The sequence below is a fragment of the Inconstantimicrobium porci genome (assembly GCF_009696465.1).
Lineage (GTDB): Bacteria > Bacillota > Clostridia > Clostridiales > Clostridiaceae > Inconstantimicrobium > Inconstantimicrobium porci.
In genome coordinates this window covers 16,280-38,337 of the sequence record NZ_VULX01000009.1, presented here as the reverse complement: position 1 = coordinate 38,337, position 22,058 = coordinate 16,280, and the positions used below count along the sequence as shown (strand labels likewise).

At 31.2% G+C, this 22,058-nt stretch carries 31 protein-coding genes and 1 pseudogene; 29 read left to right on the top strand and 3 right to left on the bottom strand.

Translation table 11 applies throughout. The features are described from left to right. The first annotated feature begins 13 nt into the window (after positions 1-13). From FYJ33_RS07830 to FYJ33_RS07805, 6 genes are all read left to right on the top strand, one after another. Positions 14-1,033: an ABC transporter ATP-binding protein gene (locus FYJ33_RS07830; RefSeq protein ID WP_154531200.1), complete on the top strand. Its 1,020-nt coding sequence runs from the start codon at positions 14-16 to the stop codon at positions 1,031-1,033. After that, positions 1,026-1,991: an ABC transporter ATP-binding protein gene (locus FYJ33_RS07825; RefSeq protein WP_154531199.1), complete on the top strand. Its 966-nt coding sequence runs from the start codon at positions 1,026-1,028 to the stop codon at positions 1,989-1,991. Before FYJ33_RS07830 ends, FYJ33_RS07825 begins: the two co-directional genes overlap by 8 nt. 153 nt (positions 1,992-2,144) lie before the next feature. Beyond that, the gene (locus FYJ33_RS07820) at positions 2,145-2,837 is read left to right on the top strand and encodes a response regulator transcription factor (protein ID WP_154531198.1); all 693 of its coding nucleotides are present in this window, start codon (positions 2,145-2,147) and stop codon (positions 2,835-2,837) included. A 112-nt stretch (positions 2,838-2,949) separates the two neighbouring features. Then, positions 2,950-3,867, top strand: coding sequence for an ATP-binding cassette domain-containing protein (locus tag FYJ33_RS07815; protein ID WP_154531197.1), 918 nt, complete (start codon positions 2,950-2,952; stop codon positions 3,865-3,867). Further along, on the top strand, positions 3,860-4,750 hold the full coding sequence (locus FYJ33_RS07810) for an ABC transporter permease (protein ID WP_154531196.1): 891 nt from the start codon (positions 3,860-3,862) through the stop codon (positions 4,748-4,750). Before FYJ33_RS07815 ends, FYJ33_RS07810 begins: the two co-directional genes overlap by 8 nt. Before the next feature lie 72 nt (positions 4,751-4,822). Next, the gene (locus FYJ33_RS07805) at positions 4,823-5,728 is read left to right on the top strand and encodes a sensor histidine kinase (RefSeq protein ID WP_154531195.1); all 906 of its coding nucleotides are present in this window, start codon (positions 4,823-4,825) and stop codon (positions 5,726-5,728) included. A gap of 24 nt (positions 5,729-5,752) precedes the next feature. On the opposite strand, the gene FYJ33_RS07800 is transcribed toward FYJ33_RS07805, so the two are convergent. Continuing rightward, positions 5,753-6,001 carry a hypothetical protein gene (locus tag FYJ33_RS07800; RefSeq protein WP_154531194.1) on the bottom strand — a complete coding sequence of 83 codons (249 nt, stop codon included), beginning with the start codon at positions 5,999-6,001 and terminating at the stop codon, positions 5,753-5,755. A 247-nt stretch (positions 6,002-6,248) separates the two neighbouring features. Here FYJ33_RS07800 and FYJ33_RS07795 point away from each other — a divergent pair, with 247 nt between their 5' ends. The 3 genes from FYJ33_RS07795 to FYJ33_RS07785 are packed head-to-tail and all read left to right on the top strand — an operon-like array spanning position 6,249 to position 7,936. Further along, positions 6,249-6,608, top strand: a complete 360-nt coding sequence (locus tag FYJ33_RS07795; protein WP_277643930.1) for a GntR family transcriptional regulator — start codon at positions 6,249-6,251, stop codon at positions 6,606-6,608. A 40-nt stretch (positions 6,609-6,648) separates the two neighbouring features. Next, the gene (locus tag FYJ33_RS07790) at positions 6,649-7,638 is read left to right on the top strand and encodes a hypothetical protein (RefSeq protein ID WP_154531193.1); all 990 of its coding nucleotides are present in this window, start codon (positions 6,649-6,651) and stop codon (positions 7,636-7,638) included. A gap of 58 nt (positions 7,639-7,696) precedes the next feature. Next, on the top strand, positions 7,697-7,936 hold the full coding sequence (locus FYJ33_RS07785) for a hypothetical protein (RefSeq protein WP_154531192.1): 240 nt from the start codon (positions 7,697-7,699) through the stop codon (positions 7,934-7,936). 167 nt (positions 7,937-8,103) lie between these two features. On the opposite strand, the gene FYJ33_RS07780 is transcribed toward FYJ33_RS07785, so the two are convergent. After that, a complete protein-coding gene (locus tag FYJ33_RS07780) occupies positions 8,104-8,550 on the bottom strand; it encodes a hypothetical protein (protein WP_154531191.1) in 447 nt (148 codons plus the stop codon). A gap of 87 nt (positions 8,551-8,637) precedes the next feature. Between FYJ33_RS07780 and FYJ33_RS07775 the strand changes: the two genes are divergently transcribed. The 12 genes and pseudogenes from FYJ33_RS07775 (at position 8,638) to FYJ33_RS07720 (ending at position 17,567) form a co-directional block, all read left to right on the top strand. Beyond that, positions 8,638-9,327, top strand: a complete 690-nt coding sequence (locus FYJ33_RS07775) for a response regulator transcription factor (RefSeq protein WP_154531190.1) — start codon at positions 8,638-8,640, stop codon at positions 9,325-9,327. A gap of 258 nt (positions 9,328-9,585) precedes the next feature. After that, positions 9,586-10,506, top strand: a complete 921-nt coding sequence (locus tag FYJ33_RS07770) for an ABC transporter ATP-binding protein (protein WP_154531189.1) — start codon at positions 9,586-9,588, stop codon at positions 10,504-10,506. Continuing rightward, on the top strand, positions 10,499-11,263 hold the full coding sequence (locus FYJ33_RS07765; RefSeq protein ID WP_206046642.1) for an ABC-2 transporter permease: 765 nt from the start codon (positions 10,499-10,501) through the stop codon (positions 11,261-11,263). The genes FYJ33_RS07770 and FYJ33_RS07765 overlap by 8 nt, the downstream gene beginning before the upstream one ends. Positions 11,264-11,362: 99 nt before the next feature. Next, entirely contained in the window at positions 11,363-12,268 is a 906-nt protein-coding gene (locus FYJ33_RS07760; protein WP_154531187.1) for a sensor histidine kinase, read from the top strand. 934 nt (positions 12,269-13,202) lie between these two features. Beyond that, a complete protein-coding gene (locus tag FYJ33_RS07755) occupies positions 13,203-13,529 on the top strand; it encodes a PadR family transcriptional regulator (protein ID WP_154531186.1) in 327 nt (108 codons plus the stop codon). Positions 13,530-13,534: 5 nt separating this feature from the next. After that, complete coding sequence (locus FYJ33_RS07750; RefSeq protein WP_154531185.1) at positions 13,535-13,690, top strand: hypothetical protein; 156 nt, start codon at positions 13,535-13,537, stop codon at positions 13,688-13,690. Positions 13,691-13,709: 19 nt separating this feature from the next. Continuing rightward, positions 13,710-13,850 (top strand): annotated as a pseudogene (locus tag FYJ33_RS07745) (amino acid ABC transporter permease); the annotation flags it as partial. Next, a complete protein-coding gene (locus FYJ33_RS07740) occupies positions 13,831-14,334 on the top strand; it encodes an ABC transporter permease subunit (protein WP_154531184.1) in 504 nt (167 codons plus the stop codon). The pseudogene FYJ33_RS07745 and the gene FYJ33_RS07740, both read left to right, overlap by 20 nt. 479 nt (positions 14,335-14,813) lie before the next feature. Then, positions 14,814-15,119 carry a hypothetical protein gene (locus FYJ33_RS07735; protein ID WP_154531183.1) on the top strand — a complete coding sequence of 102 codons (306 nt, stop codon included), beginning with the start codon at positions 14,814-14,816 and terminating at the stop codon, positions 15,117-15,119. Then, positions 15,113-16,354, top strand: coding sequence for a hypothetical protein (locus FYJ33_RS07730; RefSeq protein WP_154531182.1), 1,242 nt, complete (start codon positions 15,113-15,115; stop codon positions 16,352-16,354). The genes FYJ33_RS07735 and FYJ33_RS07730 overlap by 7 nt, the downstream gene beginning before the upstream one ends. A 109-nt stretch (positions 16,355-16,463) precedes the next feature. Further along, positions 16,464-17,222 carry an exodeoxyribonuclease III gene (locus FYJ33_RS07725; RefSeq protein WP_154531181.1) on the top strand — a complete coding sequence of 253 codons (759 nt, stop codon included), beginning with the start codon at positions 16,464-16,466 and terminating at the stop codon, positions 17,220-17,222. A 24-nt stretch (positions 17,223-17,246) separates the two neighbouring features. Continuing rightward, positions 17,247-17,567, top strand: a complete 321-nt coding sequence (locus FYJ33_RS07720; RefSeq protein WP_154531180.1) for a hypothetical protein — start codon at positions 17,247-17,249, stop codon at positions 17,565-17,567. 75 nt (positions 17,568-17,642) lie between these two features. Here the strand turns inward: FYJ33_RS07720 and FYJ33_RS07715 are convergent, their stop codons facing one another. After that, a complete protein-coding gene (locus FYJ33_RS07715; protein ID WP_154531179.1) occupies positions 17,643-18,380 on the bottom strand; it encodes an NAD-dependent protein deacylase in 738 nt (245 codons plus the stop codon). A 190-nt stretch (positions 18,381-18,570) separates the two neighbouring features. Between FYJ33_RS07715 and FYJ33_RS16980 the strand changes: the two genes are divergently transcribed. The 8 genes from FYJ33_RS16980 (at position 18,571) to FYJ33_RS07680 (ending at position 22,045) form a co-directional block, all read left to right on the top strand. Next, the gene (locus tag FYJ33_RS16980) at positions 18,571-18,672 is read left to right on the top strand and encodes a putative holin-like toxin (protein ID WP_154531178.1); all 102 of its coding nucleotides are present in this window, start codon (positions 18,571-18,573) and stop codon (positions 18,670-18,672) included. 370 nt (positions 18,673-19,042) lie between these two features. After that, complete coding sequence (locus tag FYJ33_RS07705; RefSeq protein ID WP_154531177.1) at positions 19,043-19,795, top strand: AzlC family ABC transporter permease; 753 nt, start codon at positions 19,043-19,045, stop codon at positions 19,793-19,795. 5 nt (positions 19,796-19,800) lie between these two features. Then, the gene (locus tag FYJ33_RS07700) at positions 19,801-20,109 is read left to right on the top strand and encodes an AzlD domain-containing protein (protein WP_154531176.1); all 309 of its coding nucleotides are present in this window, start codon (positions 19,801-19,803) and stop codon (positions 20,107-20,109) included. Between the two features lie 15 nt (positions 20,110-20,124). After that, entirely contained in the window at positions 20,125-20,457 is a 333-nt protein-coding gene (locus FYJ33_RS07695; RefSeq protein ID WP_235900804.1) for a helix-turn-helix domain-containing protein, read from the top strand. Positions 20,458-20,505: 48 nt separating this feature from the next. Further along, complete coding sequence (locus FYJ33_RS07690) at positions 20,506-20,790, top strand: DUF3795 domain-containing protein (protein ID WP_154531174.1); 285 nt, start codon at positions 20,506-20,508, stop codon at positions 20,788-20,790. 179 nt (positions 20,791-20,969) lie between these two features. Next, positions 20,970-21,098, top strand: a complete 129-nt coding sequence (locus FYJ33_RS16650) for a GNAT family protein (protein WP_268891450.1) — start codon at positions 20,970-20,972, stop codon at positions 21,096-21,098. Positions 21,099-21,142: 44 nt separating this feature from the next. Further along, complete coding sequence (locus FYJ33_RS07685; RefSeq protein WP_154531173.1) at positions 21,143-21,391, top strand: GNAT family N-acetyltransferase; 249 nt, start codon at positions 21,143-21,145, stop codon at positions 21,389-21,391. Positions 21,392-21,496: 105 nt separating this feature from the next. Next, positions 21,497-22,045 (top strand): NAD(+) diphosphatase, encoded by a 549-nt coding sequence (locus FYJ33_RS07680; protein WP_154531172.1) that lies wholly within the window; start codon positions 21,497-21,499, stop codon positions 22,043-22,045. The last annotated feature ends 13 nt before the right edge of the window (positions 22,046-22,058 follow it).

The window sequence follows — 22,058 nt, the reverse complement described above, 5'->3', positions numbered from 1 at the left end:
GAGGTAGATGAATATGACAAGATTACTTGAAGTTAAAAATTTAAAAGTATCATATAACACATATGCTGGTAAAGTACAGTCTGTCAGAGGCGTAAGCTTTCATCTAAATGCAGGAGAAACTCTTGCAATAGTTGGTGAGTCTGGTTGTGGTAAGACTGTAACTTCTAAAGCAATATTAGGATTGATTCAGACACCTCCAGGAGAAATATCAAAGGATTCAGAGATACTTCTTGAAGGAAAAGATTTATTAAAATTACCTGAAAAAGAAATGAGAAATGTCAGAGGATCAGATATCAGTATGATATTCCAAGATCCAATGACTTCATTAAATCCTACTATGACAATTGGAAAGCAGATTGCTGAAACAATTGTTAATCATAGAGGACTTGATAAAGCGCTGGCATATCAGGAAGCTATTAAGATGTTAAAGCTTGTTAATATACCAAATGCAGAAGCAAGAGCTAAACAGTATCCACATGAATTTTCAGGTGGTATGAGACAAAGAGCTATGATAGCTATAGCGCTTGCTTGTAATCCTAAAATATTATTAGCAGATGAACCTACAACTGCTCTTGATGTTACTATTCAGGCACAGATTATGGATCTTATCAAGGATTTACAGGATAAATTCCAGACAGCTGTTGTTTTAGTAACACATGACCTTGGAGTAGTTGCAGATGTTGCTGATAGAATTCAGGTTATGTACTCAGGACTTATTGTTGAAAGAGGAACTGTAGATGAAATATTCTATAATGCACAGCACCCTTATACTTGGGCTCTTTTACAGTCAGTTCCAAGACTTGATACTAAGAACAAGGCAAAATTATATTCATTAAATGGTACACCTCCAGACTTATTAAAGCCACCAGTAGGATGTCCTTTCGCTGCTAGATGTGAATATGCAATGAACATCTGTAAAGAAGCAATGCCAGAAGCTACAAAGATGAGCGATAGTCATGAAGTAAGCTGTTGGTTAAAGCATCCTAATGCACCAAAGGTGAAGAATCCGATAGGAGGTAGTGACGATGAGTAATGAAGATAACAAGGCATATATAGAAGTTAAAAATTTAAAGAAATACTTCAAGGTTGGACGTCATGCAACTTTAAAAGCAGTTGATGATGTAAGCTTTACTATTAAGAAGGGTGAAACTTTAGGACTTGTTGGAGAATCTGGATGTGGTAAAACTACTTGCGGAAGAACTATCATGGGTCTTTATGAAGCAACTTCTGGACAAGTTCTTTATGATGGTGTTGATCTTCACAGCATAAAGGGTGAAGAAAGAAGAAAGTTTGCAAGAAAAGCACAGATAATATTCCAGGATCCATATGCTTCTCTAGATCCAAGAATGACTGTTGGAAACATAATTTCAGAAGGAATGGATATTCATAATATAGGAACTAAGGAAGAGAGACAGAAGAAGGTTTATGAGCTTCTAGAAATGGTTGGTCTAAATAGAGAGCATGCTTCTAGATTCCCTCATGAATTCTCAGGTGGACAGAGACAAAGAATTGGTATAGCAAGAGCTCTTGCTATTGATCCAGAATTCATTGTCTGCGATGAACCTATTTCAGCACTTGATGTTTCTATCCAGGCACAGGTTGTTAACTTACTTATTAAGTTACAGCGTGAACTTGGATTAACTTATCTGTTCATTGCTCATGACCTTTCAATGGTTAAGCATATATCAGATAGAGTTGGAGTTATGTATTTAGGACACCTTGTGGAACTTGCACCAAGTGAAGAACTTTATGCAAACCCACTTCATCCTTATACAAAGGCATTAATGTCAGCTATTCCATTACCTGATCCAAATGTATCAAAGGCTAAGAAGAGAATAATTCTTGAAGGTGACGTTCCAAGTCCAATCAATCCTAAGCCAGGATGTAGATTTGCTTCAAGATGTAAATATGCTAAGAAAGAATGTTCAGAAGTTAATCCTGAATTAAAGGAAGTTAAGCCAGGACACTTTGCAGCATGTCATTTATTATAAAATAAAATGTACGAAAAAAAGTGCAGCTCATATTATGAGCTGCACTTTTTTAGAATAAATATCGTAATAGGTATAACGACTAAAATAATTAAGGAGTTTTTTTCTAAAGATTCAGAGAAAATGAAAATTTAATTGTTTCAAAGGAGTTAGAAAATGAAAAATAGAGTTTTAATTGTTGAAGATGATGCAGATATAAACAATCTGCTTAATGACGTATTAGTAAAAAATAATTATGAGGCAGTCAGCGCTTATTCAGGTACTGAGGCTCTGCTATGTTTAAAAGACGAAAGTGAATTTGATATTGTGCTTCTTGATCTTATGCTACCTGGAGTATGTGGTGAAGAACTCATAAAGAAGATAAGAGCGATAAAGAAGATGCCGATAGTCGTTATTTCAGCAAAAACTTCTGTGGATGATAGGATAAATGTACTTAAGCTTGGAGCAGATGATTTTGTGTGCAAGCCTTTTGATATAAATGAGGTGCTGGCAAGGATTGAAGCACAGCTTAGAAGATATAAGGAATTTTCAAACAGTATCGATACAGACGTAATTACGTTCAAAAACATGAGTGTAAATAAAGATTCAAGAGAAGTAATTGTAAATGGTGAACTTATTAATCTTACTGCAAGAGAGTATAACATCCTGGAACTTCTTATTAGTAATCCAAAAAAGGTTTTTACAAGAGCTAATATTTTCGAGTCTGTCTGGAACAGTAGTTTTTTAGGTGATGATAATACTGTAAATGTGCACGTAAGCAATCTAAGAAGCAAGATTTCAGCAAAGGACAAGACTAATGAGTATATTCAGACAGTATGGGGAATTGGCTTTAAGATGAAGGATGATTAAGAATATATTTCGGAGATTTTAAATTTAATGCTTTCTTAATGTTTTCTTTAAGGCTTCTTATTATAGTGGATTTATAATGAAATCATAGTAAAGAGGAAAGGAAGTTATGAAGATGAGTGAGGTAGTTCTTAAAACATATAATTTGTCTAAGAAATATAAAGAAACAATGGCAGTAGATAAAGTCAGTATGACCATAAAAAAGGGACAGATATATGGCTTTATTGGACAAAATGGGGCAGGAAAGACAACAATCATAAGGCTTATTACAGGCCTTGCACATAAAACAGATGGTGAGATTGAACTTTTTGGACAAACAAATAATCTTGATGAATCAAGAGAAAGTATTGGAAGTTTAGTTGAATCACCAGCATTTTATGGTAACATGACTGCTAGAGAGAATCTTGAAATTTCAAGGCTTGTTAGGGGAATAGGTAGTAAGGATTCAGTTGATAAAGTACTTGAACTTGTCAATCTTAAGGACACAGGAAAAAAGAAAGTAAAAAATTTCTCATTAGGAATGAAACAGAGGCTGGGTATTGCTAATGCTCTTTTAGGAAATCCTAAATTTATTATTCTTGATGAACCTATAAATGGGCTTGATCCGATGAGTATAGTTGAGATAAGAGAACTTATAAAGAAGCTTAATAATGAACTTGGTATGACTATATTAATTTCCAGCCATATATTGGGCGAACTTTCAGAACTGGCTACAAATTACGGTATAATAAGTCACGGAAAACTGATAGAGGAATTTACTGCTAAGGAACTTAGGGAAAAATGTAGGCAGTATATAGAAATTATTGTTGATGATAGCAAAAAGGCAACTGTATTGCTTGAAGAAAAGCTTGGTATAACAAATTATGAAGTTATAAATGATAATATGATAAAAGTATATGAGAAGCTTGATGAAACAGGAAAGATAAACACAATGCTTTCACTTAATAATGTAGAGGTAAAGAAGATATTATTAAAGGGACAAAATCTTGAAGAGTATTTTGTAAGTGTTGTAGGAGGTGCTATAAATGAGTAGATTATTAAAAGCAGAGATGTATAAACTAAAGAAAACAACAGCATTTAAAGTTCTGATTATTTTATCAATATTCTTTGCATTAATGAGCATCGGTATAACTAAATTAATATCATCAGAAGATTTTCTTAGAAATTCTCTAGGAAATACAATGACAGAACAGCAGAAGGATGAATATATTGAGCGTATCGAGCAGATGTCAAATCCTTCAGACGAAGTTGTTGTCAGTGGAAATATTGGATTTCATATTTCATCTAGTAATATATTCAATCCAAAAGGAAAGGAATTATTTTATGGAACATTTGGCAGTGGAGTAATAGAAATTTATATAGCAGTTTTAGTTGCTGCACTTGTGGCTAGTGAGTATTCAAAAAATACAATTAAGAATACCTTGGCTTACGGAAAGAAAAGATATGTTTATTATATTAATAAGATCATAATAACAAGTATTGCAGCATTTATATGTGTGATTGTGATGACAGGTATAGCAGGCATTATAGGATCAGCAATATGGGGGTGGGGAGGATTATTTACGTTTAATGAATTCCTTGATATCATAAAACAATATATTGCGGTATTTTTAATAATAGCTTCATTATCATCTCTTATGACTTTAATAGCAACAGCTACAAGAAGCAATGGAGCAACAATGGCTATAGGGATAGTGCTTTTTGCCATAGTGCTTCATCTGATAGGCGGATTTTACGGAATATTTGACTGGTTTGATGCAGTATTTAAATGTACACCAGCATATTTATGGGACAGCGTGCTTAGGATAAACATGAAGTCAATTGACTTTATAAGAGCAATACTAAGCAGCATAACAATTATTGCAACAGCAGGAACTGCAGGAGCATACGTTTTAGAAAAGCAGGATATTAAATAGTATTAAAAATGATCATTGATCATCCTTCATTGGGCGTATGATATGTAATATTAATTAAAGGGAGGAATTAAAATGATTTTGTTAGTAATAATTTTAATACTGTGTATAGTGTTTCTTCTCTTTAAGTTGATTTCAATAAAGGGTGACATCAGGTATATAACAAATCAGGTAAAGCTGAGTAAAGGGGAGTTTATCAATATAAAGGTTAAATCGCTTGATAAGGATATTGAGAGGTTGGCTGATGAAATAGATGTTCTATATACTGAGAACCATAAAAACAGAATTAAGATGAAAAAAAGTGAAGAGAGACTTAAAAGAAGTATTTCAAATATGTCTCATGACTTAAGGACACCTCTTACTTCAGTACGTGGATATCTGCAGCTCATTGAAAGTGGAAAATGCAGTGAAGAAGAGATGAAAAAGTATCTTTCCATAATTGATAGAAGGACAGATAGCTTAAATACTCTGATTAATTGTTTTTATGATTTATCAAGAATTCAAAATGGTGAATATAAATTAAAGCTTGAATATATAAGCATAGGAGATATTCTCTGTGAAATAGTAGCTGAGTTTTATGATGAATTTGTAAAGAAGAATATAGAACCTCATGTGATGATTGAAGAAAATATTCCACAGGTTATCGGTGATAAGAATGCTGTTAGGAGGATTTTTGCAAATTTAATTAACAATATGCTAAAGCATGGGGAGAAAAATGTGGATATCTCTATGAAAAAACTCACAGACTGTGTACAAATTCAATTTAGTAATGATGCACCATACGTATCCGATGAAGATATGGAAAAGTTATTTGATAGATTTTATACAGGCAATGCATCAAGAAGTGATAAAAGCACCGGACTTGGACTTTATATCACAAAGGAGTTATCTGAGAAAATGAATTATAAAATAAATGCAGATCTAAAGGATAAAAAACTTACTTTTGAAATTATAATCAATACAAAAAATATCTTTAAATAAAAAAAGAGTAGGATTCACAAAATCCTACTCTTTTTTGTTGTTCATCATGTTATTGAATTCATCTTTCAGTTTTTGTGCACCATGAGAAATTTCATCACTCATTACTTTCATTCCAGATGAAAGACTGCTTGCAGCTTTATCTGCAGCTTTACCCATAGCTTCTGCACTGTATCTTGCTTCGTCTTTAAAGACTTCAGCCCCTTTTTTGATATCATCTTTTATGTGAGAGAGAGTTTGTGTAAATTCATTTATCTTTTCATTTTTGTTATCCATATTATTCACCTCCTTAGTATAGTAAAACAACAATAATCTAAGCTCCAAGGAATGGGGGCAAGTTGAGGATACATGTTGCTTGGAGCTTAGATTTCATTTGGTAGGAGTTGAGTTGTAGTAATTACTGGTGGGATAATTACTACTAAATCTAGTGTTAGTATTTTAAAAAAAATTATTCAAAAATATATTGACTGCATAGTGTATTAATACTATAATACATTTAAAGAGAAGATAAGGAGGTAAAAGTGTGATTATAGATTTCAATACAAATGAACCTATTTATCTACAGATAGTTAAATATTTCAAACAGCAGATGGTTGTTGGAAATTTTAAACCTGGTGATGAGATACCATCAAGAAGAGAACTTGCAGGCACATTAAAAGTTAACGCTAATACTGTGCAGAGAGCATATAAGGAAATGGAGGATCAGGGAATGATTGAAACTGTGAGAAATTTTCAAAGCACTATCACAAGAGATACTGAAAAGATAAAGACAATGAAATATGAACTTATTGATGATGCAATCAATAATTTAATTGTAAATTTAAAATCAATAAACGTAGATAAAAATGATGTTATAAATATACTTAATGACAGATGGAAATAAAATTTTATAGCGGTGTATGAATGTTTTAATACACTAAGAAATGAGTAGCGTAAAGTTTGAAACACTGCAGGATGAAGGTAGTTCTTATGTTTTTGATAGAAAAGTTACTATTACTGCAGATGATATAAAAACAGAAAGAGACAGCAGCTTTTATAAGTATGGAAGCAATGATGTGGTAAAAAGGAATAAGGACTTATTCAGAGGTAAAATGCTTAATGAGCAATTTATAGATGAGAACGAAAAGTATGCTTGCTATGCATCAGTTGAGCAGGCTGGATTACAGTACTATATTGATCTTTATATAAAGGATTTAAAATCAGGAGATATAAAGAATAAAAGATATGACCTTGACTATAATAGCGATAATGGATATTTCCATACAAACCTAGTTAAGATATCAGGTAGATTTGTGAATATTGTACTGCAGAAGTCTTCTAGTAATAATGAAACAAGCGAAGATACAGAAAGCCTTGTAAATTATAAGTTTGATCTTGCGACAGGAAACTTTTTAAAGAAGTTTGACATTGGTAGAAAAATAATGGCAGTTAAAACTGACAGCAGCAATAATATCTATTGTGTAGATTATAATAACAATAAAAACGACAGCGAAGGTACTCCTGTATTTAGTCTTGTTATATATAATGTTACAAATGATACAACTGAGAAGACTAAGCTTCCAAAGGGATTTGATGTTAACACAGTAATTGAAAATAATGGTGGTCAGTATCTTTTTAGCTATACTGGTGAAATGATTGAGAGAACATCAGATGGAAAGCTTAAAGATACAGTAAAGCTGATTGATAGGAAGGATAATGAAAATAGTGGGTTTAGTCATATCAAGGTAAAGGATAATAAGGTATATGGCATATATTCAAGATATGACGGTCATGGACAGAAATGTGAACAGGAAGCTATCAAAATCTTTAGCATAGATACTGGCAAGGAACTTTACAGCGGGGATATTATGAAAAAAGGAGCTTTTGACAGCAAAGGACAGCCAGCTGGCGGAGCAGTTCATATATTTATTTAAGTAAAATAGTTTAATGGGGATGTTACACTTTTTGGATTTTTCAGCATAGGGTGCCTTAGTGCAGCTGATCCATGAAGGGGATGGATTTTGTGAAAAGGAAAAGCACGTATATGTTAGTGGGCTAGCAGTTATTCCGTTGAGTTTAATACTTATTATTAACGGTATAAATAACAGGATGATTTATAATCTTACAAATGAATCTGGTGATAGAAAAGTTATGGAGAATCTAAAGCTGGTATCATATCAAAATAATGAAAAAAGGAATAATCAAAGTTATTATAGTGCTATCATCATATAATTGTTATAGAAATAAGTTTGTCGATATTCATATAGCAGCTATACTCATGTTCATAGTAATTTTAATTTTAAGTTATGAGTTTCTTTATAGGGCAAAGGATTTTAAGACCTATGCAGAGCCGACTTGGAGTGTGTCGGCTGAGGAGTCGAAATAGCGCTTTAAATTTTTTATACATTTCTGATTTCTTTACTTGTACTAGATATAAAAGTGAAGTCTGATTTTTTGATCCATCCTTTGGAATTATGTGTTCCAAGGGATGGTATTTCTATATAGTACCAGGGTGTATTGCTGCACTCAATCTGGTCAATGATATTTACCTGTGTCTTATAATTTATTGTATTAACTGAAGCACTTCTTTCCATTGGTGCAATGTGCAGAGTTGTATTTTCTGCGATTATACCTGTGTCTGCAGACAGTGGCAGAGAATTAAGAGATATATTTCTAAATTGTTCACTGCTGGATCTCATAAGATCGTTATATTTCTTTTTTAATTCACGTATCTGTTTTGACTGATACATATTATCTTTTCTATGATTAAATTTCTCATTTTGTAATGAATAATACATTACTGCAAGAACAACGAGAAGAAGTAGTATTATTAAAATTCTTACCAAAATATGACCTCCTTATGGTATTATTAATATAATATATGTTTTGGTAACATGTAAATATTAATGTAATTTATGGTAGAGAGGGTTGCTATGGAAAAACAGAAAGTTTTAATTGTGGAAGATGATGTTGATATAAATAATTTAATAATGAAGATATTAAAAAAAGAAGATTATGAAGTTGTTCAAGCTTTTTCAGGCAGTGAAGCTGAGCTTAGAATTTCTATGGAGCAATATGATATAGCTCTTCTTGACATGATGCTGCCAGGTGTTACAGGTGAAGAACTTATTAATAAGATAAGAAATAAAAGTGATATGCCAATAATAGTAGTCTCAGCAAAGACTGCACTTGAAGACAGAGTTAATGCTCTTAATATGGGAGCAGATGATTATATAACAAAGCCATTTGAAGCAGCAGATATTTTAGCAAGAGTGAATTCACAGCTGAGAAGATATAGAAAGTTTGTGGGAGCTACTAGTAGCGATGAGCTGAAGTTTAAGAAGCTTGTGATTAATGAAGGGTTAAGAGAGGCTCAAGTTAATGGACAAGAACTTAACTTAACAGCACATGAATTTGATATATTATGTGTCCTTGTTAAAAATCCGGATAAAGTTTATTCAAGAGAAAATTTATATGAAACAATCTGGCAATCAGGATATTTTGGAGAAGACAATACAGTAAATGTTCATGTGAGCAATGTAAGAAAAAAGATAAAAGACATCGATCCAGACGAAGAATATATAAAGACAGTATGGGGAATAGGCTTTAAACTTTGCAAATAAATATTAAATAAGTATAAAGAAATATAAATTAATAATAGCAACAAATTAGCGTGCAATACTTGCCTGGTCGACTTGGAGCGTGTCGACGGAGATCCAGGCGGGTAATGCACGCTAAATTTATACTTTCTTTAAGGTTTCTTGATGATTAGTTTAATGTATTTCTGTATCATATTAAGTGTCGAAGGGATAAGAAAAGAACATTTAATTATGAATTAAATTTTATAGGAAAATATTTAAGAAAGTGAAAGGGGATTATCAATGAGTGAAATTATAAGAACAAACAATATCTCAAAGAATTATGGCAGTTTTACTGCATTAAGGGATATGAATATAACAATTAAAAAAGGTGATATTTATGGACTTGTAGGAAATAACGGTGCAGGTAAGACAACATTTTTAAGAATACTTACAGGACAGAGCCAGCCTACAAGTGGTACTTTTGAACTGTTTGGAAAATCAGGAGAGAAAGAGCTTCAAAGAGCAAGAAGAAGAACTGGAGCAATAATTGAGCAGCCATGTTTTTATCCTAAACTTACAGTTGGTAAGAACTTAGAGTATTACAGAATACAGAGAGGGATCCCAGGTAAGGATAGTGTGGATAGAGCATTAGAAGCAGTAAATATACTTGAAGCAAAGAACAAGAAGTTTAGTGATCTTTCTCTTGGTATGAAACAAAGGGTAGGCCTTGCTCTTGCTATGATGGGTGAGCCTGAACTACTTATTCTTGATGAACCTATAAATGGACTTGATCCATCAGGAATAATAGAAATAAGAAATCTAATATTAAAGCTTAATAAAGAGAATAATGTTACTATAATTATTTCAAGTCATATTTTATCAGAGCTTTCTAATATAGCTACAAGTTATGGCTTTTTAAATAAAGGTGTACTTGTTGAACAATTAACAGCTAAGGAACTTGAAGATAAATGTACAAGTTATATAGAGGTTAAAGTAGATAATACTAAAAAACTTTGCGCAGTTATAGAGGAAAAGTTAGGATATAAAAATTATAAGGTGCTTCCAGGAAACGTGATTCATCTTTTTGAAGGTATAAAGGAACCTGAAAAGGTAAGTAAATTAGCAGTTGAAAATGGTATGGCACTTAAGGAAATAACACAGAAAATGATTAAACTTGAAGATTACTATATGTCTTTAGTAGGGGGTAATGATAATGAATAATTATTTAAAGAGTGAATTATATAGAATTATACATTCAAGAGGAATATATATGTTTGTTGGATTATGTACAGCAGCAGTGCTATTTCTTGAGGTTATGCTGGCAATATTCCCAACTCAGTATACAACTACTGAATTTGCATTCAGCAGCATGTTTTCAAATGTTCAATTAATAATGATGTTATGTGTAGCACTTGTATCTGTAGTATTTGCAGAAGAGTTTAAGAATCATACTTTAAAAAATTCAGTAGCTTATGGATTATCAAGATCAGAAATTTTCTTTGGAAGACTTTTTACAGAACTTTTTGTAGCACTTATAGCTTTTACTATAGTTATAGGAGCATATATTGCAGGTGGATATTTATTACTTGCTGACAGTGGCTCAATGTATCTTAATGAATTAATAACAGGCATGACAGGAGCAGTACCTATACTTATTTTATGTGTTGTTTTTACTCATTCTTTATACTATATAATAGATAAGGAAACAACAATTGCTGTTGTATGGGCTATAGTTATAGCTGTTATTCCTAAAGTCCTTGCTTTATTAGGAACAAAGGTTAAAATAGCAGCTGCAATTGCTGATTGGATGCCTTGGTACATTATTAGTGATGTTTCTTTCAATCAAAAAACAGGAGCATACACTTTAGGATGGCTTACAAACGAAGGATTAATGAGATGTATTCTTGTAGGAATAATAGGATCAGTGATATGCTATATTATAGGATTAATGGCATTTAAAAGAAAAGAAATAAAATAATATTTTTTGAACTCCTAAAAGGGAGTTCAATCCTTAATTTTAAATCCTACATCTTAAATTTTAAATTAATGTTTATCTAACTGGGAGTGATGTTATTTTATGATTGAGTATATAATTATAGCTGTTCTACTTATTATAAGTGTGTATTTTGGTGCACGCTTTTTTCTGCTTTCAAAAAGTATAAAGGATGTAAAGGATGATTTTAAGGAAATATGTGAGGATATGGAGACAAGCAGGAAGGTTACGCTTTCACATCCAGATAGAAATCTTGAAAAACTTCTAAAGGAGTTTAATGTATATTTAAGAGATACTCAGAAATATAGAATTGATCAGCTTAGAAGGGAAAAAGATTTAAGAAGACAGATACAAAGTATATCCCATGATTTAAGAACGCCACTTACATCAATACTTGGATATGTAGAACTTATTAAGGATAATGACTGTGTTGAAGAGGATAAAATAGAGTATATCAATATTATACAGAAAAAATCAAAAGCGCTTCAGAACCTTATACAGTCATTTTATGATTTATCTAGGTTGGAATCTGATGAGTATAACATCGAATTGAAGGAAACAGATGTACATAAAATTCTTATGGAGCAGCTTCTTACAACATATAATGATTTTGAAAAAAGAAACATAGAGGCAGAAATCAATATTGGTGAGAAACCTATTATGTTGAATGTTGATAGTAATGCTTTATCAAGAATATATTCTAATTTAATAGGAAACGCAGTAAAGTATAGCATATCTATGTTTAATGTTGAAATGGAAGAAATAGATCATCAGGTTATTATGAAGTTTTCAAATGATACAGATAATCTTGTAGAAGATGATCTTGAGAATTTATTTAAGAGATTTTATATGAAGGATAAATCAAGGAATAATCAAAGTTCTGGACTTGGTCTTACTGTTACAAAGCTACTTGTTGAGAAAATTGGAGGAGAAATAACAGCAGAATTAAGAGAAAGCATATTAACATTTATTGTTAAGTTTAAGAAATAGTATTTTATTTATAAAAGCTGTATCAGTTTGATTTTAAAATCATCCTGATACAGCTCTTTTTAATGTCTGGGAAATTGCATTTAAAAAGGTAAAATTTTATGATGGATTTTTTTTAGATAATATTTAAAAATAAAATACACTATAACATAGTCAATAAAAAATAAGATTATAATTGCACCTAATGACTGTTTATACATAGGGTTTCTTGGTAAAATCTTATCTCCCAATGCTTCGGAAAAGAAAATAAATCCAAAGATACAGCAGTAAGATAGTACAGTTACTTTCTTGCTATAAGTTTTTGGTATACGATTAAGTTTAATATTTCTTTTAATATGCAGTATAGAAAGCATAGCAATAATTATATATATAGCTGTAAATAGTATAGATAAGACTGGTATGCTGTTACTTAAGGTTGTCATTCCTGTTAGATATATTATATGAGCACATATAAAGACAGAAGGTATAATAAATGAAAAGGACAGAATTAGATCAAATTTACTGTATACAATCTCGCTGAATGCTTTGTAAATTAAGAATAAGCATAAAACAGTATAACAGCATAGATAGACAATATATATTTTTTGCAGTGTAATATTTACAGGAGTAAAGTATCTGTAAAAAATGTCATCAGGCAGGCCATAGTGAAAACCTTCAAAGAAATAAAGAAAAAATGTAAGTACAGTAAAAGCTATAGATATTACAGAGTATTTTATTACATCGTCTCCATCATATTTTTCGGTAAATTTTTGTAGATAGTTGTTATTCACCATAATAATCACCCCAATTTATTTATAGTTTCTTTAATTGTAATATATGGGAAAACAGAAAACAATCAGTTTAGGTAAAAATTTCTAAAACGGCTACTTGCTATTAACAAGAGCTGTGATATATTATTATCAAAGCTACTTAGTATTGCATAGTAGGAGGCATTAATTTGGAAGATACGCAGTTATTAAAAGGAATTCTTGAAGGCTGTATTTTAGCCATAATTGAAGAACATGAGACTTATGGTTATGATATATTATCACAGCTTCAGGAGTATGGATTTGAAAATATTATTGAAGGGACTCTTTATCCAGTACTTACAAGATTAAATAAGAAAAAACTTATTTCATGCAGAATGGGAGAGTCACCTCTTGGACCGAAAAGAAAGTATTATTCTATTACCGAAGAAGGAATAGAATGGATGAAGAGTTTTAGAGAGAATTATCAAAAGATAAATATAAGTGCACAGAAAATTTTATTTAAAAAGGGGGAATAACAATTATGTTACACAGTTATGAGAAATATGTGGGGAGGCTACAGGGGGAATACCTTGAAGCATTTAAGAAAATAGAAATGTACTTTAAACCACCAATATATCCACCTTATCCTATATATCCATACCCACCATATCCATATCCACCAATACTGCCAATTTAGTTAAAGTAGAATAAAATAAAAGGATCTTATAGGAATGTATTATAGAACGTTTGAATCTCTTGCAATGCTAGTTATTGCATATCTTATTATCATCATGCCTATATCATTTATTTTAACAATAATAGAAAGGAAGCTTAGATATGCAGAATTCGGCAATTAAGGTTATTTTGGAAGGAAGAAATGTTGAACGTATTTTTGAAGGCCTTTTAACTACTATAGAAATTGCATTTGTATCAGTAATATTAGGTACTATTATTGGAATATTTATAGGACTTAGCAGGACATCTAAAAATAAAATAGTTCTATTTATTAATAGAATATATCTTGAAGCATTTAGGATAATTCCAACACTTGTATGGCTGTTTATATTTTATTTTGGAGTTACAACAGCACTGAATATAGATTTAAGTGGTGAAGTTGTATCTATAATTGTATTTACTTTATGGGGAGCTGCTGAAATGGGGGACCTGGTAAGAGGAGCACTTCAGTCACTTCCTAAACATCAGATTGAAAGCGGTCTTGCAATAGGACTTAACAAAGCACAACTATACAGATATATAACAAAGAAAGCTCCAATAAAGTCAGAGGATGAACTAAAGGGTAAGAAAATTATAGTTGCAAAAGGAACAACTGCAGAAACATAGAAAACCTTGTAATTGAAGGTGGAGAGCTTAAGTAGATAGAATAAATAGAAGAAAAATCAAAGCTGACGAAAATATGTCTAGATAAAGACTGTTTTCATCAGCTATTTTGTATTGTTAATTTTTGGAAAAAACTTACGGTGAATATATCCCTCTATCTTTCTAGTATTTTTTTATTGATATTTCTTCTCTTATAATGTGCTAAATTACAATAATAATACTAGTACACATAATAAACAACTGATAAATACTTTGGAAAATTAATTAAAATGTACACATATGTTTGTATATTTTTGAATTATAAAAAAAGATAAAAAAATTTTTAATCATTGAAGGGTTTTTGTGTAATGAATTGAATATATTGTATTAAAATATTTTTAAATAGGAGGAGTAACTATGAAAAAAGAATTTTAATTAAATATCCCATCTCTAATGAACTTAAAGCACAAATTGAAGTAAAGGAAAAATTGGCAAAAGAGTATATGGAGTATAAGATTTGTGATATTTCATTTAAGCAATATAAGAAGGTAGAAAATAATATATTAAAGGACCAACCTAAAGACATGAAGAAAAGCTTGGCAATGAAACATGATGTAACACTTCAAACAAGTAACATTAGTCATTGGTTTGCAATTGATGGATATAAAGATTATGGTGCTACAATTTGGTATATTGATCCAGCATCAAGTGGAGTTGGAATTTCGTGGGGACATAATGTACCACAATATTCAAATATGGGATATTCAAAATTAGCAAGAATAGTTAACGGTAGAGGGATTGTATGGTAGGCAGAAAAAAATTTATAGTTCCTTTAGTTTGTGCAGTAATTATATTAGCTGTGGGATGTAGTTACTATTTTTATTCACGGAGTGTTGGAAAAACAAAACAAGAGGGTGCTGTGAAAAAGCAGACTAAAGAAAAAGAGAAAGTCACACAAGATAAGAAAAGTTCAAACAATAAAGAGTTAAAGAAAACTAATGTAATAGAAATTAAAAGTGAAGATGTCCCTGTAAACAAAGATAAAATTCAAAAGATACATGCTCAGTTTAAGGATGGCATCTGTTGGATTCAGAGCGCTATAGATGAGAATGGGATAATACTTGGCGCTACACAGTTTGATATTAATAATGTGCAGAAATTACTTCTATATGATATTGAAAATAAGAAGTCTGAATTTTTATATAATACAGAGCCAAAGTGGAGCATAGGACAAGCTAAGATGAATAGTTCATATATAATTTGGGAAGAAACAATACCTCAGGATTCAGAATTTACACCAACAAGAGTTAAGTTTATGGATAGAAAGACTCGTAAAGTTACTAAGCTCTATGAAAATATGAAATATGGTATGTATGATTCCTTTATAGATTTATGTCTTTCAGATAAAGCTGCTTACTGGTCAATGACATACCATGAAAATGATAAAGCAAATCTTTGTATAATGAAGTATGATCCTGCAACAGATAAGATTACAAAGTTTAAAGACACAGCTACAGAACCAGATACTAATGGTAAGGATTTTTATTATATAGCGCCAGAGAGTGTTGCAAGTCAGAGAGACACTATTTTTAAAGAAAATTTGTCAACTGGTTCTCAAAATAAGATAGAAACAGAGATACAGCCAGCAAAGATTAGTGTTTCTGGCAATGACTTTGTATTTAGTGGAATTATCAATGATGATACAGCAAAAGTTAGTTCCAAATCTCTTTATTTTAATAAGAATAATAAAGTATATGAAATATATTCTTCTAACAAGGAAGATGCATTTGATTTCCCTGAGTTTAATGGTAAATTTATTGGCTGGGGAGGAACAGATAAACTTAGATTATTTTCTGTAGATAATAATAAGACATATATCTTGACTGATAAGTTTGCAAACTATACAGACGTTAAAATGTCAAAGAATTATGCAATATGGAATGGACCTGTAATAGAAGATGATAATGAGGCACAAAAAGATGCAGTAAAAAGAGGTATGTATGATTCGTATATCTATATACTAGATTTAAATGATGTGAAATAAATTTTAGGGGAGTTAGTACGTTGTATTAACTCTCTAATTTTTATAGTGTTATAATAACTATAATAAACAATGGGAAAAATCAATTATAAATACACAAGGAGATAAAAAGATGAAATTAATATCATGGAATGTAAATGGGCTACGTGCCTGTGTGAAAAAGGGATTTTTAGACTACTTTAATGAAGTAGATGCTGATATTTTTTGTATACAGGAATCAAAACTTCAGGAAGGTCAGATAGATTTAGAACTACCTGGTTATTATCAATATTGGAATTATGCTGTGAAGAAAGGGTATTCGGGTACTGCTGTTTTTACGAAAAAGAAACCGCTCAATGTTACATATGGAATGGGAATAGAGGAGCATGACAATGAAGGAAGAATCATAACTGCAGAATTTGAAGAATTTTATCTTGTTACAGTTTATACACCGAATTCTCAGAATGAACTTGCACGTTTAGATTATAGATGCAAGTGGGAAGATGATTTTTTAGCTTACTTAAAGAATTTAGAAAAGACAAAGCCTGTAGTGGTATGTGGTGATATGAATGTGGCACATAATGAGATTGACCTCAAAAACCCTAAGACTAATAGAAAAAATGCAGGATTTACAGATGAGGAACGTGAGAAATTTTCCAATCTCTTGAATGCAGGATTTATTGATACGTTTCGTTATTTCCATCCGGATTTAGAGCAGGTATACAGCTGGTGGTCATATCGTTTCAAAGCTCGTGAAAAAAATGCAGGCTGGAGAATAGACTATTTCTGTGTAAGTTCTTCCCTTGAAAAGTACCTTTCTTCTGCTGATATCCATACAGAAGTGCTAGGTTCTGACCACTGTCCTGTTGAATTGCAGCTGAAATTAAAATAGAAAGAATAGAAATGGTGTGCTCAGTTGTTATTACATGTAGGTTTTACAGGAATATTTATTTTAATCGCTACATGGACAAGAGGATCTTCTTTTGGAATAGCTTTAGGGATATTTTCTGGATGTGTTTTAACAAGTATGATTTATAGAGGAGTTAGCTGGCTAATAAATAAAACTGGTATTGTACAAGGATTTTCAATAGAGAATTATATGGTTGAATCAAATGTGCAGTATATGCTAGTTGGCATCAATAATGAATATATTGTTAGAGGTATGCTAGTTGGAATTATATTTAGTGCTGTTACCATGTTTGCAAGTAGGGGAGTTTTAAATAAAAAAGATATATAAGTAAAGTTTTAAGAAACACATTGGGATAGTCTATAGTTTTATGGATTAATAGACTAACCAATGTGTTTGTTTTTTCTATAAGTTACTAACAACTTCCCCTAAAACTTTTCCTATAGCATCATGAATAACTAAATCAGCCTTATTATCAGCAGAAGTTGAACTCTTATTAATTAAAATAAGATTCTTACCTCTAAAATAATCAATAAGTCCAGCAGCAGGATAAACTACAAGTGAAGTTCCCCCTATAATTAAAGTATCAGCTTGTGATATAGCCCTAACAGCACCATTAATCACATCATTATCTAATCCTTCCTCATAAAGAACTACATCTGGTTTAATCTTTCCACCACACTTAGGGCAGGTAGGTATCCCCTTAGATTCAAGAATGAATTTTTCATCGTAGAATGCTCCACATTTCATGCAGTAATTTCTAAGAACAGATCCATGAAGTTCATATACATTTTTAGAACCAGCAGCTTGATGTAAACCATCAATATTTTGAGTGACTATAGCTTTAAGTTTACCCATTTCTTCAAGCTTAGCTAAAGCAATATGAGCTGCATTAGGTTTAGCATCAGGGTATATTAACTTGTCTCTATAGAATTCAAAGAATTCTTCTGGGTATCTCATAAACATAGTGTGTGAAACTAATTGTTCAGGAGTAAGATTTATCTTAAGTTTTTCATTCCATAATCCTTTTGCACTTCTAAAGTCTGGTATACCACTTTCGCAACTACAACCCGCACCACCAAAGAAAACTATATTATTACTATTTCTAAGTATTTGAGTTAACTTTTCTATTTCAGTACTCATTAAAAATCATCTCCGAATTAAAATTATACTTATATTATTGCATAAGAAATAAGAAAATAAAACAAATGTATTACCATTTTATTCTTATATATAAATACTGTATACTTATGACATAATCCATAAGTACAATTTTATAAGCTTAAGTGGGCTGCTGGTATCACTTACCTCTTTTAAGGAAGGGGTGATACATATGAGTAACGATAATTTGATGTTACTGTTTAATGCGGGAATATTTTTGATATCATTATTAACATTTATTGTTTTATTAATAGAAAAAATCGCAAAAAAATAGTAGCCCTCTTACTAGCAATTGGAACTACTATTTTTACAACTAAAAATTTATGATACCAGTTGCCGAAACAACTAGAATTGTATATTCAGAGTGAAAGTATGTTTGCCGTATATTTTCACTCTGTTTTTTTAAAACATTTCTTACTAATATTATATCAAATTTTCATAGAAAATAAACAAATTGTTATATGTAAAATTTTACTTTGTAATGATAATTAATTTAGTGGGGTTATATTCGTATCTCAGTACTTACCCCTGCGCCTCCAAAGAATACAATATTATTTTGTATCAGTATACTTATTGATACATATTTGTGATAAAATGGTTTTATATTAAATTATATTTATAAATTTGGGGTGAAAAATATAAAAATGAAAACAGAATTTAAGAATGGAGTAAGGGACGGTATTCCAATTGCTTTAGGATATTTCGCTGTTAGTTTCAGCATCGGTATTATGGTTGTATCCAGTGGGCTTTCTGTATTTCAGGGAACAATCATAAGCGCTTCAAATCTTACAAGTGCAGGCCAGTTTGCAGGAATTAAGGTTATAGCTGCATCTGGAACTATACTTGAGATGATAATTACACAGTTTATTATCAATTTGCGATATGGACTGATGAGTCTTGCTATGTCACAAAAGTTTTCTGAGAAGATTAAATTATGGCAGAGGTTTGTTATAGCATTTGCAAATACTGATGAAATATTTGCAGTAGCCATGGCACATGGAAAGAGTCTGACTTTTCATTATATGATTGGACTTCAAAGTCTGCCAATCATAGGCTGGGTAGCAGGGACAATCCTTGGAGGGGTAAGCGGAAATCTTATGTCGCATACTTTGCAGGTAGCCACAGGAGTAGCACTTTATGGAATGTTTATAGCCATAGTAATACCGGCAGGTAGAAAATCAAGACCAGTTTTATTTACTGCATGTACAGCTGTAATAATAAGTTCTGTAATTTATTATGTACCGTTTTTTTCTTTCATATCAGGTGGAATGTCTATAATAATATCAACAATAATATCTGCAGGACTTTCTGCATTTCTGTTTCCAATTGAAGATGAAGAGACTTTAGAAGAGACAGAATTAAGTGGAAAAGAAGAAATGGCTAGTTGTAAGGAGTGAGGTTAATGGTCTATATTTATATAATTACTATGGCAGTTGTTACGTATCTTATTAGGATGATTCCAATGACTGTTTTTCAAAAAAAGATTACTAATAAGTATATAAAATCTTTTTTGTACTATGTACCATATTCATGCCTTATGGCAATGACATTTCCAGTTGTTTTTCATGCTACAAGCAGTATCTACAGTGCGCTGGCAGGTGTCATTGTTGCTGTTGTCTTAGCATTTTATAATAAGAGCCTTGTAACAGTTGCTGTATCTGCATGCGTTACAGTCTTTGTTATGGAAAAGATAATGATATTTATGTCTTAGGAGAAAGATTTATTGATGAATTCAGTTGCTGAAATGTTAGAGCAGAGAGGTAATATTGAAGTTGGTCAGTTATCAAAGGATTTACATATCAGTAGCAGGCAGCTACAAAGAATATTTTCTGAGAATATTGGAGTTTCTCCGAAAAAATTTTCTTCACTTATTAGATATCAGAATTTATGGAATGACGTTTTATGTAATAAGAATTTTGATGTGATGGATGCAGTAGTTAAGTATGGATTTACTGATCAAGCACATTTATTAAATGAGTTTAAGAAATATCATACAATAACAATTCCACAGGCAAAAAGAACAGCATTAAATGATGTCGCATTTTTACAAGATAGATAGTGATAATTTTATTATAATAAAATTACTAACTATAAGGGGGAAATGTTGATGAAAGAAATAAGTTGTTGTGGAATAAATTGTGGAGAGTGTGAATACTTCGGCAGTATATGTGTTGGATGCAACAAGTCTTGTGGTAAGCCCTTTTACATAGAAGAAGGAAAGAGCTGCAGGATTTATGAATGTGTAAAAAATAAAAAATGTTTAGAGAATTGTGGAAAATGCGAAGAACTGCCATGTGATTTGTGGATGAATACAAGAGATCCTAAATTTACTGATGAGGAATTTCTAAACTACATAAAAGAAAGAATTAAAACATTAAAGGAAAATAACTAGGAAGAAAAGAAATTAGGTTATAAAAGAAAGGCGTTTTAAAATAAGGCGTCTTTCTTTTTTGTTGTATGAAAATCACACCAATGATAAAATGCAAGTAATGTAAAAATATGTTTTTATCTATGCTGTGTTTAATAAACTTGGGGTGATGTAAATGGGTTTTGAAATGAGAGAAATCAATAATGATGAGTATGAAGAGGCTATGCAGCATTTCTATTGTGTTTACTAAAAAGAAATATCATAGAAAAGGTGTTGCTACTGGCTTAATGTTCTACCTTTTTAATATTGTTGCTGTTTTTAAGACATACTAGATTATAAAGGAGTGTGGCTTTTATGAAGGGGAGATATTAGTATTATGAATTGTATTAATAAGGTTGATCTTATTGAAGTAAATAAAAATAACGAAGTTGCAGGATTTATTTTATTCAATACTGGAAAATATGCTGGGGGACAAGCTAATTTTAGTGTTCATGAGCTGTTTGTTGCAAAATCTTTCAGATCAAGAGGCATTGCAACAAGAGCTGTTAATAAACTGCTTGAAATGTATAAGGGAACATACAGAGTTGAACAGCTTGAAAAAAATAAATTAGCTACAAAAGGGTGATTTTGTTAAAAAGTTTAAATATTTAAAAAATGTTTTGTAAGTATATGAATTTTTTAAAATTATGATATACTAAATATTACCAAATAAATTTTGGAGATGATTATTATGAAGTTTATTTATTGTCCTTATTGTGGAGAAAAGACAGTACAGAAGAAAATAGGTGATGAAGGGCTTATGAACTTCTGTAATAAGTGTAATAAACCGCTTTTTGATTTGTTTAGTACATGCGTTATTGTACTTGCTGTTAATGAATATAATGAAGCGGCACTTATACGTCAGGAATATGTATCTAAAGATACATATGTATGTGTAGCTGGCCATATTAAATCAGGTGAAAATGCTGAATCAACAGCAATGAGAGAAGTTGAAGAGGAAATTGGTATAAGGCCAAGAAATATAGAATATATAAATAGCTACTATTATCCTAAAAAGGATATGCTTATGCTTGGATTTTTAGCTCATGTTAAAAAGCAGGATTTTAAGATTTCAGAGGAAGTAGATAAGGCAGAATGGTTTGATTTAAAGCATGCATCAGATAAGGTTAGAAAAGGCAGTATTGCAATGAAGCTGATTGAGCAGTGTAAAGATAAGCTTGAAATAGATACTAATGATGTAAGTAAGATGATTATTATTAATAATAAAATTATAAAATAAAAACAACTCCACA

Bases quoted from the DNA above. Each gene is read 5' to 3' on its own strand.
- FYJ33_RS07830 (WP_154531200.1), top strand. From the start codon at position 14: ATGACAAGATTACTTGAAGTTAAAAATTTAAAAGTATCATATAACACA.
- FYJ33_RS07825 (WP_154531199.1), top strand. From the start codon at position 1,026: ATGAGTAATGAAGATAACAAGGCATATATAGAAGTTAAAAATTTAAAG.
- FYJ33_RS07820 (WP_154531198.1), top strand. From the start codon at position 2,145: ATGAAAAATAGAGTTTTAATTGTTGAAGATGATGCAGATATAAACAAT.
- FYJ33_RS07815 (WP_154531197.1), top strand. From the start codon at position 2,950: ATGAGTGAGGTAGTTCTTAAAACATATAATTTGTCTAAGAAATATAAA.
- FYJ33_RS07810 (WP_154531196.1), top strand. From the start codon at position 3,860: ATGAGTAGATTATTAAAAGCAGAGATGTATAAACTAAAGAAAACAACA.
- FYJ33_RS07805 (WP_154531195.1), top strand. From the start codon at position 4,823: ATGATTTTGTTAGTAATAATTTTAATACTGTGTATAGTGTTTCTTCTC.
- FYJ33_RS07800 (WP_154531194.1), bottom strand. From the start codon at position 6,001: ATGGATAACAAAAATGAAAAGATAAATGAATTTACACAAACTCTCTCT.
- FYJ33_RS07790 (WP_154531193.1), top strand. From the start codon at position 6,649: ATGAGTAGCGTAAAGTTTGAAACACTGCAGGATGAAGGTAGTTCTTAT.
- FYJ33_RS07775 (WP_154531190.1), top strand. From the start codon at position 8,638: ATGGAAAAACAGAAAGTTTTAATTGTGGAAGATGATGTTGATATAAAT.
- FYJ33_RS07770 (WP_154531189.1), top strand. From the start codon at position 9,586: ATGAGTGAAATTATAAGAACAAACAATATCTCAAAGAATTATGGCAGT.
- FYJ33_RS07765 (WP_206046642.1), top strand. From the start codon at position 10,499: ATGAATAATTATTTAAAGAGTGAATTATATAGAATTATACATTCAAGA.
- FYJ33_RS07760 (WP_154531187.1), top strand. From the start codon at position 11,363: ATGATTGAGTATATAATTATAGCTGTTCTACTTATTATAAGTGTGTAT.
- FYJ33_RS07750 (WP_154531185.1), top strand. From the start codon at position 13,535: ATGTTACACAGTTATGAGAAATATGTGGGGAGGCTACAGGGGGAATAC.
- FYJ33_RS07740 (WP_154531184.1), top strand. From the start codon at position 13,831: ATGCAGAATTCGGCAATTAAGGTTATTTTGGAAGGAAGAAATGTTGAA.
- FYJ33_RS07735 (WP_154531183.1), top strand. From the start codon at position 14,814: ATGGAGTATAAGATTTGTGATATTTCATTTAAGCAATATAAGAAGGTA.
- FYJ33_RS07730 (WP_154531182.1), top strand. From the start codon at position 15,113: ATGGTAGGCAGAAAAAAATTTATAGTTCCTTTAGTTTGTGCAGTAATT.
- FYJ33_RS07725 (WP_154531181.1), top strand. From the start codon at position 16,464: ATGAAATTAATATCATGGAATGTAAATGGGCTACGTGCCTGTGTGAAA.
- FYJ33_RS07715 (WP_154531179.1), bottom strand. From the start codon at position 18,380: ATGAGTACTGAAATAGAAAAGTTAACTCAAATACTTAGAAATAGTAAT.
- FYJ33_RS16980 (WP_154531178.1), top strand. From the start codon at position 18,571: ATGAGTAACGATAATTTGATGTTACTGTTTAATGCGGGAATATTTTTG.
- FYJ33_RS07705 (WP_154531177.1), top strand. From the start codon at position 19,043: ATGAAAACAGAATTTAAGAATGGAGTAAGGGACGGTATTCCAATTGCT.
- FYJ33_RS07700 (WP_154531176.1), top strand. From the start codon at position 19,801: ATGGTCTATATTTATATAATTACTATGGCAGTTGTTACGTATCTTATT.
- FYJ33_RS07695 (WP_235900804.1), top strand. From the start codon at position 20,125: ATGAATTCAGTTGCTGAAATGTTAGAGCAGAGAGGTAATATTGAAGTT.
- FYJ33_RS07690 (WP_154531174.1), top strand. From the start codon at position 20,506: ATGAAAGAAATAAGTTGTTGTGGAATAAATTGTGGAGAGTGTGAATAC.
- FYJ33_RS16650 (WP_268891450.1), top strand. From the start codon at position 20,970: ATGATGAGTATGAAGAGGCTATGCAGCATTTCTATTGTGTTTACTAAA.
- FYJ33_RS07685 (WP_154531173.1), top strand. From the start codon at position 21,143: ATGAATTGTATTAATAAGGTTGATCTTATTGAAGTAAATAAAAATAAC.
- FYJ33_RS07680 (WP_154531172.1), top strand. From the start codon at position 21,497: ATGAAGTTTATTTATTGTCCTTATTGTGGAGAAAAGACAGTACAGAAG.